Origin of the sequence: Staphylococcus sp. GDY8P47P (assembly GCF_016892225.1) — a bacterium.
Taxonomy (GTDB): Bacteria; Bacillota; Bacilli; order Staphylococcales; family Staphylococcaceae; genus Staphylococcus; species Staphylococcus borealis.
In genome coordinates this window covers 1-20,176 of record NZ_JAFENV010000028.1, presented here as the reverse complement: position 1 = coordinate 20,176, position 20,176 = coordinate 1, and the positions used below count along the sequence as shown (strand labels likewise).

Sequence of the window (20,176 nt, the reverse complement as noted above, 5' to 3'; positions counted from 1 at the left end):
GAGTTTTATGTATATGACGCATTATCATTTTGTTGGTATTAAAGGCGCAGGAATGAGTTCATTAGCACAAATCATGCATGATTTAGGACATGAGGTGCAAGGATCCGACATAGAAAAATATGTATTCACAGAAGTAGCATTAAAAAATAAAGGAATTAAAATACTACCATTTAACAGTGACAATATTAAAGAAGGTATGGTAGTCATTCAAGGTAATGCGTTTCCAGATACTCATGAAGAAATTGTTAAAGCGCATGATTTAAAATTAGACGTGATACGTTATCATGATTTCTTAGGTCATGTGATTGATCAATACACATCTGTTGCAGTTACAGGTGCACACGGAAAAACATCAACAACTGGTTTACTGTCTCATGTTATGAATGGTGATAAAAAAACATCATTCTTAATTGGAGATGGTACGGGTATGGGATTATCTGCAAGTGACTATTTTGCATTTGAGGCGTGCGAGTACCGTCGTCATTTCTTAAGTTACCATCCAGACTATGCCATTATGACTAATATTGATTTCGACCATCCTGATTATTTTAAAGACATTGAAGACGTTGCAAGTGCTTTCCAAAGTATGGCACATAATGTTAAAAAAGCGATTATTGCTTGGGGTGATGACGAACATTTAAGACAACTTGAAGCGGACGTACCAATTTATTATTATGGTTTAAACAAAAATGATGATATATATGCCGATAATATTCAAATAACTGATAAAGGTACACAATTTGATGTTTACGTTAATGGTGAATATTATGATCAATTCTTATCACCACAATACGGAGATCATAATATCCAAAATGCATTAGCAGTTATCGCGATTAGTTACCTTGAAAAGATGGACGTCAAGAATATTAAAGAAGCATTGGAAACATTTGGTGGTGTAAAACGTCGCTTTAATGAAACAAATGTTGCTAATCAAGTATTAGTAGACGATTACGCTCACCATCCAAGAGAAATAAGTGCTACAATTGAAACAGCACGTAAAAAATATCCAAATAAAGATATTGTGGCAGTTTTCCAACCTCACACATTTTCAAGAACGCAAGCTTTCTTAGAAGAATTTGCAGCATCACTAAGCAAAGCGGATCATGTTTATTTATGTGAAATATTTGGTTCAATTCGTGAAAATACAGGTGATTTAACAATTCAAGATTTAATAAATCGTATTGACGGATCTGCGCTAATCGATGAAAATAATATTGACGTATTAGAACAATTTGATAATGCTGTTATCTTATTTATGGGCGCTGGGGACATTCAAAAGTTACAACGTGCTTATGAAGAACATGTCGGCATGACAAATGAATTTTAATATGTTTATATATAATTATGTTGGGTATTAATAATTAATAGCTTTTATTTAAAAGTAAATGGTATTTAGGAGGCGTTTTTAATGGATTGGATTTTACCAATTGCTGGAATTATCGCCGCGATTGCATTCTTAGTATTATGTATTGGAATCGTTGTCGTTTTAATTTCAGTTAAAAAGAATTTAGATCACGTTGCTAAAACACTTGATGGTGTTGAAGGACAAGTTCAAGGTATTACACGTGAAACAACTGATTTACTTCACAAAGCTAACCGCTTAACTGAAGATATTCAAGGCAAAGTTGAACGCTTAAATTCTGTTGTCGATGGTGTTAAAGGTATCGGCGATTCTGTACAAAATTTAAATGGTTCAGTTGATCGTGTAACTAACTCAATTACACATAATATTTCTCAAAATGAAGATAAAATTTCTCAAGTAGTTCAATGGTCAAATGTTGCAATGGAAATTGCTGACAAATGGCAAAATAGACACTACCGTAGAGGAAGTGCAAACTACAGAAACACATCTGTAGGTAATGATGCAAATCATGCAAACGAAAATTACACTACTAACGTTGAGAAAAACTTTTAATATGATTCAATCAAATGCACTTAAATGAGGTTTTTACTTATTTAAGTGCTTTTCTTATAGGAGGAGCTAATATGAGTAAGAAATATAATCGTGACGCATTTGAAACGACAAATTCTGGAAATGATTTACACGGACAAGGTGCAAATCAACAAGATAGTGCAGCACAATCAAATGCGACTAAGCATTATGATAGAGACGCTTTTACAACGACAAACACTGGCAGCGATTTACACGGACAAGGTGCAAATCAACAAGATAGTGCAGCACAATCAAATGCGACTAAACATTACAATAGAGATGACTTTGAAAAAAATAATCATGGCCATGATTTACATGATAATGGCCCAAATCAAAAAGATGGTAAGTCTAGACAAGGTTTAAATACAGAGCATTATAATAGAGATGCGTTTGTCACAAATAATTCTGGTAAAGACTTACATGGTCAAGGTGCAAATCAAAAGACTACTGGAGAGGATGTTACTAGTTCTCAATATAGTCACAACAAATACAGTTCTCATCCATCACGCAAAGACTTTGTGATTAGTTTTATTACAGGTGCTTTAATTGGTTCAGCGGTTGGACTCTTTTATAAAAATAAAGCCGAAGAAAAAATTGATAGCGCAAAAAATAAAGAACAAGAATTAAGACATCGTTATCAAAAAATCAAGCAACAAACTGAGAATAATATTGAAAATGTAAAACAAAAAATTGAAGACTTTAGAAATAAAGACCATTCAGAAGTTAGTAAAGAAGCACTTGTTGCACAACAAAATGCAATCAAAAAGGAAACGTCAGATAATTTAGCGGATCAATCACCACAAGCTCAAGAAATCCAAGAAGCTAAAGCTGAAGCACTTAAAGAGCAAGATACGAAAGATATTACTGCGACAGAATTAGCAGCGCAACAAAATGCAATCAAAAAGGAAACGTCAGATAATTTAGCGGATCAATCACCACAAGCGCAACAAATTCAAGAAGCTAAAGCTGATGATAGTGAACATTTAAGAAACAATGAAGGCAATAGTGCTGAAGAAATTGTCGCGCAACAAAATGCGATTAAAGCAGAAACATCAGATAACTTAGCGGATCAATCACCACAAGCACAAGAAATTCAAGAAGCTAAGAAAGAGACTGAAAAAGAACAACAGTCTAAAGAGGTTAGTGCAACTGAATTAGCAGCGCAACAAAATGCAGTTAAAGTTGAATCATCAAAACATAATTTATCTGATCCTTCAACTAGTGGTGATACGAGCAAACATCAACATGTGAATGCAAAAAATATAGCATCTGCAGCACGTACAAAGAAAAATAAAATAGATAATGATGCAAATGTTGCGCGTAAAACAAAAACGTTATTAGAAGAACCAGCAATTGCTAAATCATCAGGCGATAAAGTGGTCCCTTATTTAGTTACAAAAAAAGAAATTAACAAAGATGAAGATCAAGTTAAAAATAATCAAGCACATGCATCTGCTAAATTTGAAAATGGTGTCATTACACACGATACTAAATCAGCTAATGAAAAAGCAAAAGGCAATACTAAGAAAAAGCAGAATGCAACAAAAGCTAAAAATAAAACACCTAAGCAACAACAAAGAGCTGAAAAAGCAAAAAGTAAAATCGATAAACGTACCTTTAATGATTAATAAAGCTAATGCTTTTATTTAATGTGAGGTTTTAATCACTAAATGGAGTGGATTCAGAAATCTGTTAATTAAATTAGATTTTTGATTCGCTCCTTTTTCTTATTTTTATAAAAAGTGAATATCAAATTTGATATAATAATTAGACAATTCACAAATTTTAGATAATTTATCAACTAGAACGGTTGAACTATTATTTTTTAATTGTTAAAATATTATCTAACTAATATTATTTTATCGCTTTAAAGTGATATAATTATACAAGTAACTTTTATTGAGGTGAGTAGTAATGTCAACTAAATTAGAGCAATACAGAGAAGAGATTGTTTCGATTAATAATCAAATTTTAGATTTATTATCTAAGCGTGGAGAATTAGCACAAAAAATAGGTGAAGAGAAAATTAAACAGGGTACAAAGGTTTATGATCCACAACGCGAAAAAGAAATGATTAATGAGTTAATGGATCGTAATCAAGGACCTTTTAATGATAATGTAATTAAGCAATTATTTAAAGAAATTTTTAAAGCTTCTACTGATTTACAAAAATCTGAGAATGAAAAACATTTATATGTGTCTCGTAAATTAAAACCAGAAGATACGATTGTTCAGTTTGACAACGGTGGTGTTATTGGCGATGGCAATAAATCATTTGTATTTGGACCATGCTCTGTTGAATCACAAGAACAAGTTGATGCGGTCGCAAAAGATTTACAAGCAAAAGGAGAAAAATTCATTCGCGGTGGCGCATTCAAACCTCGTACATCACCATATGATTTCCAAGGATTAGGTGTTGAAGGGCTTAAAATTTTAAAAAATGTAAAAGATAAATTTGGCCTTAATGTTGTCAGTGAAATTGTAAATCCTGCTGATTTCGAAATTGCCGACGAATACTTAGATGTGTTCCAAATTGGTGCTCGAAACATGCAAAACTTTGAATTATTAAAAGAAGCTGGAAGAACGAACAAACCAATCCTCTTAAAACGAGGCTTATCGGCTACAATTGAAGAATTTACTTTCGCTGCTGAGTATATTGCTTCTCAAGGCAATAAAAATATTATCCTTTGTGAGCGTGGTATCCGTACTTACGAAAAAGCAACAAGAAATACGTTAGATATTTCTGCAGTGCCTATTTTGAAACAAGGCACACACTTACCTGTAATGGTAGATGTAACACATAGTACAGGACGTAAGGACATTATGTTACCAACTGCTAAAGCTGCGTTAGCTGTTGGTGCTGATGGCGTAATGGCAGAAGTGCACCCAGACCCATCTGTTGCATTAAGTGATAGTGGCCAACAAATGGATTTAAATGAATTTAATCAATTTTACAATGAATTAAAGCCATTAGCAGAATTGTATAATTCAAAAAAATTAAAATAATAAATTAATCGTCTAAATATATTAATGAAATGAGCTATTCATTTTACTGAATTAAGAGTATGTTTTATAATACTTTTTTCTAGTAATCATGAATAGCTTTTTCAATTGCAATTATTGATAAAATCTACGACTATTGAATGAATTTCATTTCAAATGTATATTATGTTAAATTACGCTTTTATGATAAAAATAATATAAAATATGACATAAATGTGAAAATATTAGCAATATGTTTGAATGAAAGCGATTTTGTGGTAAACTTTGAAAATGAAATGAAAACACGTTATAATAACAATTAAAACGCTTACAAGGAGGAAATTATGACAGTAACTATATATGATGTTGCTAGAGAGGCCCGAGTATCTATGGCAACCGTTTCACGAGTAGTGAATGGTAATCAAAACGTTAAACCTGAAACAAGAAAAAAAGTTAATGAAGTTATTAAAAGATTAAATTATCGACCAAACGCTGTTGCAAGAGGACTAGCTAGTAAACGAACAACAACAGTAGGCGTTATTATCCCTGATATTTCTAACATCTATTATTCTCAATTAGCTCGTGGTATTGAGGATATAGCGACAATGTATAAATATCATTCTATTATTTCAAACTCAGATAATGATTCTGAGAAAGAAAAAGAAATATTTAATAACTTATTAAGTAAGCAAGTAGACGGTATTATCTTCTTAGGTGGTACAATTTCGAATGAAATCAAAGATTTAATAAATCAATCATCTGTTCCAGTTGTAGTATCAGGTACTAACGGAAAAGATGATAACATCGCTTCTGTTAATATTGATTTTAAAACGGCAGCAATGGAGATTACCGAACAACTCATCCAATCAGGCGCTAAAGAGTTTGCATTAGTGAGTGGTGATTATTCTAAAAAAGCACAAGAAGATGTGCTAATTGGTCTTAGAGAAGTGTTAGATCGTCACCAACTAAAATTAAATGATACAGTACAATTCTCAGGTTCTGAAAGTTATAAAGATGGTATTAAAGTATTTGAAGATTTAAAAGATCATCTACCTGATGCTATATTATCAATTAGTGATGAACAAGCGATTGGTATCATGCATAGCGCACTAGATGCAGGCATACGCGTTCCAGAAGACTTACAAATTGTCAGCTTTAATAATACTCGATTAGTAGAAATGGTGAGACCAAAATTATCGAGTGTGATTCAACCACTATATGATATCGGCGCTGTAGGCATGCGTTTGTTAACTAAATATATGAATGAAGAAGAAATTGAAGAACCAAATGTAATATTGCCACACCGTATTGAGTACAGAGGAACTACGAAAGATTAATGTTAAGCAATTGAAATAAGAATAAGACACACCTCATCGTTGTGGGAGAGGTCCTAACTACAAGTGTTTCAATGAGAAAATTTACGAGTTAATAGATAGGGAGTAGGATAATGCATTTACTAAGAACATTATCCTACTCCTTTATTTTAATTTGTATACCAATGAATAATTCTATTCGCACGTTCATTATTTTTTTCAGAGATTGCTTGTGTTCTTGGGATTGTTACATAGTCACGATAATCTTCTGTCCAGTGCTTGGGTAATTTAACAGGTGAATAGTTACCCCATTTTGTTATCCACTGTTCGGGCAAGGGGCCTTCTTGGATAGGTTCATTCATTAAAGCTAAAAATATATGACTCCACGCTCGAGGTACCACTTGCCAAATATTATAACCGCCACCACCAAACATTAGTACTTTTCCTTTAGTATATAGTTGAGCTAGTTTATTAATGATATATGGTATTTCATATAAAGTTTCTAGTGAACAACTCATATGCGTTAATGGATCTAAATAATGAATATCGACGCCATGCACACTAAGTAGGATGTCAGGTTTATATGCTTGAATCACGCTTGTTACGGATTCTTCAAATACCTTTAAATAGTTATCATGTTCTGTATAAGGTTCTAATGGCAAGTTTACTGTATATCTATATCCTAAATCCTCACCACGCTCCGTGTAATGCCCTGATCCTGGAAATAAAAATTTACCTGTCTCATGAATGGAATAACACATTATCGTGTTATCTGTATAAAGACTCCATTGTGTACCGTCACCATGATGTGCATCGGTATCAATTACCATCACCCGTTGTTGATATTTTGAAGCAAGGTATTTCGCAGTTATAGCAACGTCATTATATATACAAAATCCATTCGCGCGTCCAGGAAGACTATGGTGTAAGCCACCGCCTAAGTGACATCCATTTTGTATGTTTTCATTCATTATTTCATCTGCTAAATTTAGTGCACCACCTACAATGCGCGCACTATGTCTATGCATATGCCGAAATTGAAATGTATCATCAGTATTTAAACCATATTTTTGAGCTTCAGATGTGCTTAATATACCATGTGAAGCGTGCTTAATTGCTTGGATATAATCATATTTATGAATTAAAGCAAGTTCGTCTTCATTTGCTATTCTAGGTTGGATAATCTGCTCATCATTTAATAAGTTCATCATTTGGAGTAATTCTGTTGTTAATTTTAATCGCATTTGATTAAAAGGATGATTATCATTGAAACGATACTTCAATAGTTCATCTGAGTATACATACCCCGTTTTTAAATTCTTTTGCATAAATATCATACCCCTTAAAGTTATAGCAGAAATGGCTAAAATAAAAATCGATTTTTGTAACGTAAATCATCAAAAGATTGTTGTTGGTCTAATGATATCCTTTTCCCAATTCTTGCCATTAGACAATTAGCTGGGTGACTTGTGATTTCTGGATCATCTGTAGCAAATATTTCTAAGCCACCTTTAGACATTAACTTTTGCATCATTTTCTTATATTCAAAAACATCAAGTTTTGCCGTTTTTAAATCCCAATGCCAGTAGTACTCAGTAGTTAAAACAATGTAATCTTCAAATTCATCTTGAGCGAGACTTAACGCAATAAGTTCGCCACCAAGATGAAATTGTCTATAATTACGTTGTACTTCTATTGCACCTAACTCTAATAAATAAGGCAATTGACCTTCAGCCCATCTTTCAAAGTCGTCAGGATAGTGATAGGTGACATAACCGATAATATGCTTATCTTCTCGCGCTATATAAATACGTCCCTCTGGCAATTGAGTTATTTCAAGTAAAGCTTCAAACTGGTCATTTGAAGGTCTAAAGGCATTTAATGATTCGTCGAAAGAAAGCGTTTTCAAATATTGGTATGAAACAGGCCCTTCAATTGTGAAATGCTTATCTTTTATTGTAAGGTGCTTGGTAACATGCGTTTTGATATGTTTCATTTATCTCACTCCCAATACGAACTACTATTATAGTTATTTTATATTTATTTGGAGAAATAAACAAATTAAATTGTAATAATTATCTAAAAATTTTGAATAACACAAAAATTGATGTATAATACTTTTTAAAGAAAGCGATTTCATTAAACAAGGGGGAGTTTACAATGAAAGTAGAAGTATTTGAAAGCGAGAAAGGTAATTATAATTTACAAGATTATGAAAAAACTTATCAAGACTTTGATTGGGACGAAGTGAAAAAAGCTTTCTCATGGAATGAAACTGGAAAAATTAATATGGCTTATGAGTGCATAGATCGTCATGTCGATAATGGCAAAGGTGATAAAATTGCACTTAACTATAGAGACGAAAAGCGTAAAGAACAATATACGTTTGAACAATTAAAAGTATTATCAAATAAAGCTGCAAATGTATTAGTTGATAAAGCAAATGTTCAAAAAGGGGATCGTGTATTTATCTTTATGCCTAGAACACCTGAACTCTATTTTGCCTTTCTCGGTATTTTAAAGATAGGTGCTATCGTGGGACCTCTATTTGAAGCCTTTATGGAAAAAGCAGTGACGGATAGGTTAGATAATAGTGAGGCAAAAGTTATTATTACGACAAACAGTTTAGTTAATCGAATTCCTAAGGAGAAATTACCACATCTTGAGACGATTATAGTCGTTGATGAGGATGTAGATGAACAATATATAGATTTTAATAAAGAATTGCATCATGCTAGTGAATCATTTGATATCGAATGGTTGAAAGAAGATGATGGACTTATCTTGCATTATACATCTGGTTCTACTGGTCAACCTAAAGGTGTATTACATGTTCAAAAGGCCATGTTACTTCACTATATTTCAGGTAAATACGTATTAGATTTAAAAGAAGATGACATATACTGGTGTACAGCAGATCCAGGATGGGTTACAGGAACATCTTATGGCGTCTTTGCCCCTTGGTTAAATGGTGTAACGAATTGTATTGCTGGAGGACGATTCTCACCTGAACAATGGTATAGCATGATTGAAACATTTAAAGTAACGATTTGGTATACTGCACCGACTGCACTAAGAATGCTGATGAGTGCGGGTGATGATATCGTTGAGAAATATGATTTATCATCGTTACGTTCAATATTATCAGTAGGTGAGCCTTTAAACCCTGAAGTTATAAAATGGTCTAAAGATGTTTACGATAAACGCGTGCTAGATACATGGTGGATGACTGAAACAGGCGGACATATGATTGTAAATTACCCAGCAGTCGATGTTAAATTAGGGTCAATGGGTAAACCACTGCCAGGTATTGAAGCTGCTATTGTTGATGATTCGGGTAATGAGTTACCACCAAATCGAATGGGTAATTTGGCTATCAGGAAAGGTTGGCCATCAATGATGTATTCAATTTGGAAGAACCCTGAAAAATATGATTCATATTTCATTGGTGATTGGTATGTATCTGGAGATTCTGCGTATCAAGATGAAGATGGTTATTTCTGGTTCCAAGGACGCGTTGATGATGTCATTATGACTGCTGGTGAGCGTGTGGGTCCTTTCGAAGTAGAATCTAAATTGGTTGAACATGAAGCGGTTGCGGAAGCTGGGGTTATCGGTAAGCCAGATCCAGTCAGAGGTGAAATTATCAAAGCCTTTATTTCATTACGACAAGGTTATGAACCATCTGATGAATTGAAGACAGAAATTCGTAAGTTTGTTAAAGAAGGATTATCAGGTCATGCAGCGCCAAGAGAAATAGAATTTAAAGATAAATTGCCAAAAACACGTTCAGGTAAAATTATGAGACGTGTATTGAAAGCTTGGGAGCTTAACTTAGATGCAGGTGATTTAAGTACAATGGAGGATTAAATCATTTATTAGACAGGGTCTGGGACATAATTCCTAGTAAAATAACCAGCGAATGAGTTTTTACAAATTCATTTGCTGGTTTCTTTATTTACATTCATTCGTATTGTTACTTTACTTGTCCAACTTGCTTAATTTGTAAATCTATTTTGAGATATGCTTTGTTTGGGCGCAATGCTTAACTACATTCTACTATCCATTTTAGAATACATGATTTAAGAGATTTTGTTCTTAAAATTATTAAATTACTGTTCAATTTAGAAATAATCGTTCCAAATTTTAAATGAAGTAATAATGTATTTTTACCTAAAAAGTTAATGATTTACATTCATTATATTTTTAAATTAGTTAATTGATCATAAAATTAAGTTAAATTTTACACAAATCATTGGAAACGCTCTCAAAAATTCGACATCGCTTTCATTGTTAGTTATTATTAGTATGTAAGATTAAAAGAAACCTTAAAAGATTTATTTGAGGTATTCTTACATAAATCAAACTAAAATTAATAAGGGGTTGAAATAAGTTGGCACATTTATCAGATTTAGACATTGCTAATCAATCAGAACTTAAACCTATTGGAGAAATCGCTGAAAAAGCTGGCATCCCAGCAGATGCTTTAGAACAATATGGTCACTATAAAGCTAAGATTGATATCAATCAAATCAAACCTAAAGACAACAAAGGGAAAGTCGTTTTAGTAACTGCTATGAGTCCTACGCCAGCAGGTGAAGGTAAATCTACAGTTACAGTTGGATTATCTGATGCGTTCAACGAATTAAATAAAAATGTAATGGTCGCTTTACGTGAACCAGCATTAGGACCTACATTTGGTATTAAAGGTGGGGCAACTGGTGGCGGTTATGCACAAGTACTACCAATGGAAGACATTAACTTACACTTCAATGGTGACTTCCATGCCATTACTACTGCTAACAATGCGTTATCTGCATTTATCGACAACCACATCCATCAAGGTAACGACTTAGGCATTGATGTACGTCGTGTTGAATGGAAACGTGTATTAGACATGAACGACCGTGCATTACGTCATGTGAACGTTGGTTTAGGTGGACCTACAAATGGTGTACCACGTGAAGATGGCTTCAACATTACAGTTGCTTCAGAAGTAATGGCTATCTTATGTTTAGCTCGTAATATTAATGACTTAAAAGAAAAAATTAGTCGTATCACTATTGGCTACACTCGCGACCGTAAACCAGTTACAGTTGCTGACTTAAAAGTTGAAGGTGCATTAGCAATGATTTTAAAAGATGCTATTAAACCTAACTTAGTTCAAACAATTGAAGGTACACCTGCATTAGTTCATGGTGGACCATTCGCAAATATTGCACATGGTTGTAACTCTATTTTAGCTACAGAAACTGCACGTGATCTTGCAGATATCGTTGTAACTGAAGCAGGATTCGGTTCAGACCTTGGTGCTGAGAAATTTATCGACATTAAAGCTAGAGAAGCTGGCTTTGAACCATCAGCAGTCGTATTAGTTGCAACAGTTCGTGCGCTTAAAATGCATGGTGGCGTAGCAAAAGATGATCTTAAAGAAGAAAACGTTGAAGCTGTAAAAGCTGGTATCGTTAACCTAGAACGTCACGTGAATAACATCCGCAAATTCGGTGTTGAACCAGTTATCGCATTAAATGCATTTATTCATGACACTGATGCAGAAACTGAAGCTGTAAAAGCTTGGGCTAAAGAAAATAACGTTAGAATCGCTTTAACTGAAGTTTGGGAAAAAGGCGGTAAAGGTGGCGTTGAATTAGCTAACCAAGTATTAGAAGTTATCGAACAACCAAATGATTTCAAATTCTTATATGATTTAGATCAATCATTAGAAGAAAAAATTGAAACAATCGTTAAAGATATTTACGGTGGTTCTTCAGTAACATTCAGTAAAAAAGCTAAAAAACAATTAAAAGAATTTACAGATAATGGATGGGGTAAATATCCAATCTGTATGGCTAAAACACAATATTCATTCAGTGATGACGCTACTGCATTAGGAGCACCAACTGATTTTGATATTACAATTAGAGAATTAGAAGCTAAAACAGGTGCAGGATTTATTGTTGCCTTAACAGGTGCAATTATGACTATGCCTGGATTACCTAAGAAACCAGCTGCGCTAAATATGGACGTTACAGAAGATGGCCATGCAGTAGGTTTATTCTAAAGCAATAATATATAGTAAATAAAAAATATAGGTATACGAAGATACATGATTAAATCTGTCGACAAAGTGNNCACTTTGTCGACAGATTTAATAAGTAATGTATGAAAATAAAATGTATATACTAAAACTACTCTATAGTTAAGATGAAATTATGCAGGTTGATTATTCGTTAATTCAGGATTTGTTAATAAATGATGGTAGATATGATATCGCTTGGCATGACGATATTCTTCTTTGTTAATCACACCTTCAACGAGCATGCGCTTTAACACATAATGTTGACGATCGACACTAATTTTAACCGCTTTATATGGCTTTAATTCACCATTTTCTTCATATGGCGTATAAACATAAGGACTCTGTAATAAGCCAATAAGATAAGCAGATTGGGCAATGTTTAAGTCTTTCGGGGGTATACCAAATAAGCTGTATGACGCTGATGCGATACCTGTGATATTATTGCCTTCATAATCTCTACCAAAAGGTACAATATTTAAATATGTATAAATAATCTCATTTTTTGATAATAATTTTTCTAAACGCATTGCCAATATAAGTTCGTTTGCTTTACGACTATATGTTTTTTTACTTGATAATACCTGATTTTTAACTAGTTGTTGGGTTATTGTACTACCACCAGAACTTTGATCAAGATCAAATACATCTTGAATCATCGCACGTACGAGCGCTTTCGGCAAAATACCATTATGTTTGAAGAACATCGTATCTTCTGAGGAGGTTAGTGCTTTGATAACATTTGGATTAACGTGTGTTGGACCGACGATAAGAGAATTTTCAGATTTGTCATATTCCTCTAACACATTAGAATTATTATGATTAATTAAATCATCACCGGCAAAGTGAAGTACTTTTTGTTGTAATTCACTATCACTTATTTGAGATGATTCATGTGTTAAGTGATTAAAGTAGATCACTGTTCCTATAAATCCAATCATACTCATCAATAAACCAACACTAAATAAGCCTACAATGACATGTTTTACTTTTTTGTAGGATTTTTCAAATGTATTAAACTTTGAGTCTCTATTTGTGTTGGTTGACATCCTTTTCATCTTAAACCTCCTAAAATTTAAGTATAGTATATCATATTCGCTTATTTGACTTTTATATTTTTTATACTTATAATTAATTACAATTCAATATCTATTGGATATGAGGACAAGTAATATATTTGTGATTTTCAGAGAGTTAGTGGTTGCTGTGAACTAATAATTACGCTTATATGAATACACCCTTATTATGAATTATCCAACGTTTTATTAATGAACGTATCATTGATAAAGTGAATAGCTATTCGCTATTTAAGTATGGTGGTAACGTGCTCAAGCGCCCTTACATGTTGTATGTGTAAGGGTGCTTTTTATTTTACCTTAAATAGAGTATCAATCATCAATGATTAATAAATCAATATATATAGGAGGAATACATTATGACTAATGCATTAATTGAAGAACTACAATGGAGAGGCTTAATTTATCAACAAACTGATGAAAAAGCGATTGAAGAACTGTTAAATAAAGAACAAATTTCATTATATTGTGGTGCTGATCCAACAGCCGATAGTTTACATATCGGCCATTTATTACCATTTATGACTTTACGTCGTTTCCAAGAACATGGTCATAAACCAATTGTATTAATTGGTGGTGGAACAGGTATGATAGGTGACCCATCTGGGAAATCTGAAGAGCGTGTATTACAAACTGAAGACCAAGTAGAAGCTAATGTTAAAGGTATTAGTGATCAAATGCATAAATTATTTGAATTTGGTTCTGACAAAGGTGCGGTACTCGTTAATAATAAAGATTGGTTAAATCAAATTTCATTAATCGATTTCTTAAGAGATTATGGTAAGCACGTTGGTGTGAACTATATGTTAGGTAAAGATTCAATACAATCTCGTCTTGAAAATGGTATTTCATATACTGAGTTCACATATACAATACTACAAGCAATTGATTTCGGACATTTAAATCGAGAATTAAATTGTAAACTGCAAGTAGGTGGTTCTGACCAATGGGGAAATATCACAAGTGGTATTGAATTAATGCGTCGTATGTATGGTCAAACTGAAGCTTATGGCTTAACTATTCCATTAGTGACGAAATCGGATGGTAAGAAATTTGGTAAGTCAGAATCAGGTGCAGTTTGGTTAGATGCTGATAAAACAAGTCCATACGAATTTTATCAATTTTGGATTAATCAATCAGATGATGATGTCATTAAGTTCCTAAAATACTTTACATTCCTAGATAAAGATGAAATTGATCGTTTAGAACAATCTAAAAATGAACAACCTCATTTAAGAGAAGCACAAAAAGCATTAGCAGAAAGCGTGACAGAATTTATCCACGGTAAAGAAGCATTAAATGATGCTATTCGTATTTCTCAAGCGTTATTTAGCGGTGATTTAAAATCATTATCAGGTAAAGAATTAAAAGAAGGTTTCAAAGATGTACCACAAGTTGAATTATCAACTGAAACTACAAACATCATTGACGCTTTAATTGAAACAGGAATTGCATCATCTAAACGTCAAGCACGTGAAGATGTTAATAACGGTGCGATTTATATTAATGGTGAGAGACAACAAAACGTGGACTTTGAATTAAGTGACGATGATAAAATTGATAATGAATTCACAATTATTCGTCGTGGTAAGAAAAAATATTTCATGCTTAATTATAAATAAGCATTTTAAGTGAATGGGCAATGTAGCACAGTATTTACGATGATGCTACTTGCCCTTATTTTATGAAATGTTATTCAAATATAGTTATAATGAATATACTATAAGAACATAAAGAAGTGATGAAATGACTAATAATAAAGAAGAAATATTAATGAATAGCTTTAGAGATTTATTTAACAAAATAGGTTGGTTAAATAAAGATAAAATGGAACAAGCGCTTAAAGGATATAAGCCTTCGGAAGTCCATTGTATTGAAGCAATCAAAGAATATCAGAAACCTAATGTAAGGTATTTAGCGCATAAGTTATTTATGACGAGAGGTGCTATTAGTAAATTAACTAAGCGATTGCAACAAAAAGGATTAATTGAAAGTTTTAAAAGTGAAGATAATAAAAAGGAAATCTATTTTAAGTTGACCCATGAAGGTGAGAAAGTCTATCACATTCACGCCGAACTACATGAAACATTCCAAGATAGAGATCAAACGGTTTTTGATAGTATGACTGAAGATGAATTTAAAAATATGATGACGTTTATACAAAGATATAATGACCATTTAGACCAACTTATAGAACAGCAACAACGTACGCTTTAATTGTTAGAGTGGAATAATGAATTCGTAACGAATTTTATTCCGCTCTTTTTTGTATTTTGTTGACAAGGAAACAATATACAGGGGGGTTCTAATGTCGAAAGTTAAAGAACGTCAAGTTTCAAGAGAAATAATGATTGCTGCTTGGGCAATTGCATTAGGGCTATTGCACCTATGTTAGATTCAACAATGATTAATATAGCAATTAAACAGTTAAATCATACATTTGGTACAACGCTCGATATCGTACAGTGGGGAATAACAGGTTATGTTCTTGCACTAGCGTTAGTTATTCCAATAGCAGGGTGGTTGGTCAATCAATATAATGGGAAGTACGTATTTATTTCTGCTTCGATACTATTTGGTATGACATCAGTTTTAGCTGGTATCAGTTGGAATGTTGAGAGCTTTATTATATTTAGAATTATTCAAGGTATGTCTGCAGGCGTTATTACAACGTTAATGTTTACACTATTGATTAAGACAACAGGTCAAGATCATATTGGAAAAGTAATGGCAATTGTAAGTACACCTATGATTTTTGGACCTATTTTAGGACCAGTAATCGGTGGTGTTATCATTCATTTTGTGTCTTGGCGTTGGATGTTTTTTATTAATGTTGTCGTGGTCATCATTGCGATTCTTTTACAAATGAAATATTTACCTAACTTTAAGCCTTTAAATAAAGAGAAGTCTATTGATATGATTGGTGTTATTTTATTAGGATTAATCAGTATTTCTATGATTTATGGTTTGACGAAAGCGAGCGACTATCATAGTTTTTACAATACGACGACAATGGTTCTCTTAGTTGTAAGTTGTATTTTCATTATGTTGTATTTTGTTTATAACAAAATGAAGGATGATAATACAATATTACCTATTTCTCTATTCAAAAGAAGAAATTACACTGCATCATTCATAGGTCTCTTTCTTTCTAACATCGGTATCATGGGGCCAATGGTCATTATTCCATTATACTTTCAGACTTTTAAGCAGTTTTCGCCAATTGAAGCTGCGCTAGCACTGATACCACAAGGTCTGGGTATGCTTATTACAAGACCCTATATTGGTAAAGTTATTGATCAATTTGGTGCTAAATGGGTTGTTATTATTAGCGTTATTATCTCAATGTTTGGTTCAGTACCTTTATTATTTATAACTGAACATACAAGCATAGTTGTTCTATCATTGATACTCTTTTTAAGAGGTTGTAGTGTTGGTGGTATTAATTTAGGTCTCACTACGGATGCCTATATGGGGATGGATGAGCATAAATTAGCTGAAGCTGGTGTTGGTATTAATATGATTGAAAATGTTGGTTCAAGTTTTGGAACTGCCTTTATAGCAACAGTGCTCTCACTTGTAGTAAATCAATTAGGTTCTTCAATGGCGAATAATATCATTGCTTATCACGCTGGATTTTTAGTATCAGTTATTACTTTAATTCTTCTTGTTATTCCAGCGTTATTTTTAACTCAAAAATCGAAAGCGACGGTATAAACAATGTGATAAAAGAAAATAGGGGTGGAACAATAAATTCGTAAAGAATTTTGTTCCACCCCCGCATGGGAGACTAAAGTTGAGAACCGTTTATTTTATAGCGTTTGCCCAAAATCAGTCAGTAACTATAGATTTGCTAGGGAGTGGGACAGAATTCTTTTTAAATTCGTTGTCCCTCTCCCAACTTGCTTTGCTTGTAGAATTTCTTTAAGAAATTCTCTTTGTTGGGGCCCGCCCGCAAGGATGACTAGAACTGAGAAAAGCTTGATTTAAGCGCCTTCTCAGTTCAGTCAGCTACTGCGAATTCGAAAAATAGCTTCATTATACTATTTTTGTCCCAGACTCGTTATCTTAGCCTGATTTTTATATATATTATGTTACTTCTTACTGTATAAACTGACTATTGCCACTAAATTCTGACTCAGAATTTGATGATTGATTTGATGATGTAGCGGCTGATTGACTTTTAAGTTTTACATTGACGTTTAACGTTTTACCGTCACGAATCACCGTAAGTTTTGCTGTTTCGCCAGGCTTCTTATTTTGATATAGATATGTTCTTAAATCTGTGTCTTCTTTAACATTTTTGTCATCTATTTTTGTGATAATATCGCCTGTTTTTAATTCGCTTGAACCATTTACTTTTGCAACATAAATTCCATCATCACGATCTGTATTTAATTCTTTTTTATATGAATCAGGTATATCGCTTAAATTTAGTAAACCGATACCGATAGAAGGACGTTCGATTTTACCATGTTTAACAAGTTGTTCAATTGTAACTTTAACTTCATTACTTGGAATAGCAAAACCAATACCTTCTACTTGTTCGGCAGCTATTTTCATAGAATTGATACCGACTAAGTTACCATTAATATCCACTAGTGCACCACCAGAGTTACCAGGGTTGATTGCAGCATCTGTTTGTAAGACGTTAACTTTCGTACCACCTGAAGTCGTATTAGATTCAATTGTACGTTCATTGGCTGAAATAATACCTGAAGTTACTGAATTTGCAAATTCAAGACCTAATGGATTACCCATTGCAAAGACGCTATCCCCAGTTTGTACTTTAGAAGAATTTGCAAATTTAATTGATTTAATACCTTTCGTATTATCTATTTTTAAAACTGCAATATCTGAAACGCTATCTTTACCAATTAATTTTGCCTCAACTTGCTTACCACTATGAAGTTGTACTTTTATCTCAGAAGCACCACTTATAACATGCGTATTTGTCACAATATAAGCAGAATCGTTATCAATTTGGTAGATTACACCTGAACCTATACCGGCTTCTTCTGATTTAGATGATGATTTACCTTGTAAAAAATCTTCTAAACCATTGGCTTTCTGCATGTTGATGACACCAACAATCGCAGGGGAAACATCATTTATCATTGCATTGACGGATTTGTATTTATCACTTTTTCCGTCTAGCACATTGCCACCTTTACTATTACTGGCTTCTTGAACTTGTGCGCCACCGTTATCGATACCGACTAATCCCATTATTTTACTAGCTCCCAAGACAAGTAAAGCACCAATAATACCAGCAACTAATGCCACAATAATGGTTTTAAACCACGGAAATTTTGGCTTTCCAGGTTGAGGTTGCTGATAGGTGCTATGATTTGATTGATTTTCTTGATTAAATTCAGACATTTTTAACCTCCATTATAATATTAACCCTTTATTTAATTATGAAAGTTTTGATGAAATAATGCCAGTAATCCACCATCAGACTTTAGATGTATCTTTTGAAAAGTTGTTCAGAAATAAGGATAATGATAAAATCAATAAAGTATATATTTCAATAAGCAGGTGACATAATGTATCAATTTATCAGTAAACTATTAGATTTGATATTAGTCAAAATGGCTAAATCTTTGTATGTGATCGGTAAGGAGAATATTCCTAAAGATAATAAATTCGTCGTGACATGTACACACGAAAGTTATAATGAAGTAATCATGTTAGGAATGGCTTTAGTACCGAATGAAATTCATTATATGGCTAAGAAAGAATTATTTAAGAATAAATGGTTTGGCCAATTTTTAACTTCATTAAATGCGTTTCCTGTAGATCGCGAAAATCCAGGGCCAAGTACACTAAAAAGACCAGTCAATTTATTAAAAGACAATAAAACAGTAGGTATTTTCCCAACTGGACATCGTACTTCTGTTGAAGGTGCGCCATTAAAACGAGGTGCTTCAACGATTGCAATGTTAGGTAAAGCACCTATTTTACCAACTGCATATGTTGGACCAACAAAATTACACGGTTTAATTACAGGGCAGGCACTGATTAAATTTGGAGAACCTATATACCCATCTGATATACCTAAAGATTTAAAGAGAAATGAGAAGATAGACTATCTCACTCATGAAATCGAGACACGTACAGCACAATTACAAAAAGAATTACATTTAATTCAAGATAGTTTAAGTAAATAGAATGATATCGTTGGATGAAAGTAGAACGATTAAGTTGTTTCGCTTTCCTGTGGGAAAGGCTCGTGCCTGTAGTACTCTAAAGGTGATCTTAGATATATAATCACTCACATAAGTTGCTTCGCGTTCCTGGGGTGCTGTCTCAGCCTGTAGTCTTCGACTAGCACTGCTCCCCTAGGAGTCTCCGCAACTATGTTTCGTTATCTATCTTAGAACGCCTTACAACAGTGCTGTAACGCTGGTGCTCAATAAATGAAACACTAGGAGTCTACACAACTATACTTCGTCATCAATCTTAGAGCTACTTACGCAAGTGCAGTTGCACTTGTGTTCAATAAATAAGGCTCTAAGAGTCATCCAACGTCATTCGTCATTCATCTCTAGAATTTCTTACTTAAGTGCGCTGGCACTTATGTTCATTAATAATCAACATAGGAGTCGCGCAACGTCATTTATTATCCATCTTTAGAGCTACTTACCTAAGTGTTATAGCACTTAGGTTCTTTTCAATACTAATAAATAGAAATTCTCAAACAATTTAAATCTTTGTGTATAATTTTGATTTGAAAAAGTAGTCTGGGACATAAATTATATAGTAAAGCTATTTATCAAATTCGCAGTAGCTG

The 20,176-nt window shown here is 33.2% G+C and carries 14 protein-coding genes and 1 pseudogene; 11 read left to right on the top strand and 4 right to left on the bottom strand.

Translation table 11 applies throughout. The features are described 5' to 3' along the window. The first annotated feature begins 13 nt into the window (after positions 1-13). From murC to ccpA, 5 genes are all read left to right on the top strand, one after another. The gene (gene murC, locus JVV30_RS10750) at positions 14-1,327 is read left to right on the top strand and encodes a UDP-N-acetylmuramate--L-alanine ligase (protein ID WP_204194213.1); all 1,314 of its coding nucleotides are present in this window, start codon (positions 14-16) and stop codon (positions 1,325-1,327) included. Between the two features lie 81 nt (positions 1,328-1,408). After that, on the top strand, positions 1,409-1,915 hold the full coding sequence (locus JVV30_RS10745) for a DUF948 domain-containing protein (RefSeq protein WP_053030488.1): 507 nt from the start codon (positions 1,409-1,411) through the stop codon (positions 1,913-1,915). A 71-nt stretch (positions 1,916-1,986) separates the two neighbouring features. After that, the gene (locus JVV30_RS10740; protein ID WP_239469365.1) at positions 1,987-3,561 is read left to right on the top strand and encodes a Maebl; all 1,575 of its coding nucleotides are present in this window, start codon (positions 1,987-1,989) and stop codon (positions 3,559-3,561) included. A gap of 286 nt (positions 3,562-3,847) precedes the next feature. Continuing rightward, a complete protein-coding gene (locus JVV30_RS10735; protein ID WP_053030484.1) occupies positions 3,848-4,939 on the top strand; it encodes a bifunctional 3-deoxy-7-phosphoheptulonate synthase/chorismate mutase in 1,092 nt (363 codons plus the stop codon). A 320-nt stretch (positions 4,940-5,259) separates the two neighbouring features. Beyond that, entirely contained in the window at positions 5,260-6,252 is a 993-nt protein-coding gene (ccpA, locus tag JVV30_RS10730; protein ID WP_053030483.1) for a catabolite control protein A, read from the top strand. Positions 6,253-6,398: 146 nt separating this feature from the next. On the opposite strand, the gene JVV30_RS10725 is transcribed toward ccpA, so the two are convergent. Together JVV30_RS10725 and JVV30_RS10720 are read right to left on the bottom strand one after the other, a co-directional pair. Continuing rightward, positions 6,399-7,556 (bottom strand): acetoin utilization protein AcuC, encoded by a 1,158-nt coding sequence (locus tag JVV30_RS10725; protein ID WP_204194211.1) that lies wholly within the window; start codon positions 7,554-7,556, stop codon positions 6,399-6,401. A gap of 35 nt (positions 7,557-7,591) precedes the next feature. After that, the gene (locus tag JVV30_RS10720) at positions 7,592-8,224 is read right to left on the bottom strand and encodes a GNAT family N-acetyltransferase (protein ID WP_070855686.1); all 633 of its coding nucleotides are present in this window, start codon (positions 8,222-8,224) and stop codon (positions 7,592-7,594) included. A gap of 164 nt (positions 8,225-8,388) precedes the next feature. Here JVV30_RS10720 and acsA point away from each other — a divergent pair, with 164 nt between their 5' ends. Further along, positions 8,389-10,098, top strand: coding sequence for an acetate--CoA ligase (acsA, locus tag JVV30_RS10715; protein WP_053030477.1), 1,710 nt, complete (start codon positions 8,389-8,391; stop codon positions 10,096-10,098). Between the two features lie 523 nt (positions 10,099-10,621). Next, positions 10,622-12,289, top strand: a complete 1,668-nt coding sequence (locus JVV30_RS10710; protein WP_070855687.1) for a formate--tetrahydrofolate ligase — start codon at positions 10,622-10,624, stop codon at positions 12,287-12,289. Between the two features lie 149 nt (positions 12,290-12,438). Here JVV30_RS10710 and JVV30_RS10705 read toward each other — a convergent pair whose 3' ends face one another. Further along, entirely contained in the window at positions 12,439-13,353 is a 915-nt protein-coding gene (locus JVV30_RS10705; RefSeq protein WP_070855721.1) for a transglycosylase domain-containing protein, read from the bottom strand. Between the two features lie 386 nt (positions 13,354-13,739). Between JVV30_RS10705 and tyrS the strand changes: the two genes are divergently transcribed. The 3 genes and pseudogenes from tyrS (at position 13,740) to JVV30_RS10690 (ending at position 17,097) form a co-directional block, all read left to right on the top strand. After that, on the top strand, positions 13,740-15,002 hold the full coding sequence (tyrS, locus tag JVV30_RS10700; protein ID WP_070855688.1) for a tyrosine--tRNA ligase: 1,263 nt from the start codon (positions 13,740-13,742) through the stop codon (positions 15,000-15,002). A 124-nt stretch (positions 15,003-15,126) separates the two neighbouring features. After that, positions 15,127-15,597, top strand: coding sequence for a MarR family winged helix-turn-helix transcriptional regulator (locus tag JVV30_RS10695; protein WP_070855689.1), 471 nt, complete (start codon positions 15,127-15,129; stop codon positions 15,595-15,597). A 91-nt stretch (positions 15,598-15,688) separates the two neighbouring features. Continuing rightward, a pseudogene (locus JVV30_RS10690) lies at positions 15,689-17,097 on the top strand (DHA2 family efflux MFS transporter permease subunit). Between the two features lie 384 nt (positions 17,098-17,481). On the opposite strand, the gene JVV30_RS10685 reads toward JVV30_RS10690, so the two are convergent. Then, complete coding sequence (locus JVV30_RS10685) at positions 17,482-18,762, bottom strand: S1C family serine protease (RefSeq protein WP_070855691.1); 1,281 nt, start codon at positions 18,760-18,762, stop codon at positions 17,482-17,484. 167 nt (positions 18,763-18,929) lie between these two features. On the opposite strand from JVV30_RS10685, the gene JVV30_RS10680 reads away from it, so the two are divergent. Continuing rightward, the gene (locus JVV30_RS10680) at positions 18,930-19,553 is read left to right on the top strand and encodes a lysophospholipid acyltransferase family protein (RefSeq protein WP_070855692.1); all 624 of its coding nucleotides are present in this window, start codon (positions 18,930-18,932) and stop codon (positions 19,551-19,553) included. Positions 19,554-20,176 lie beyond the last annotated feature (623 nt).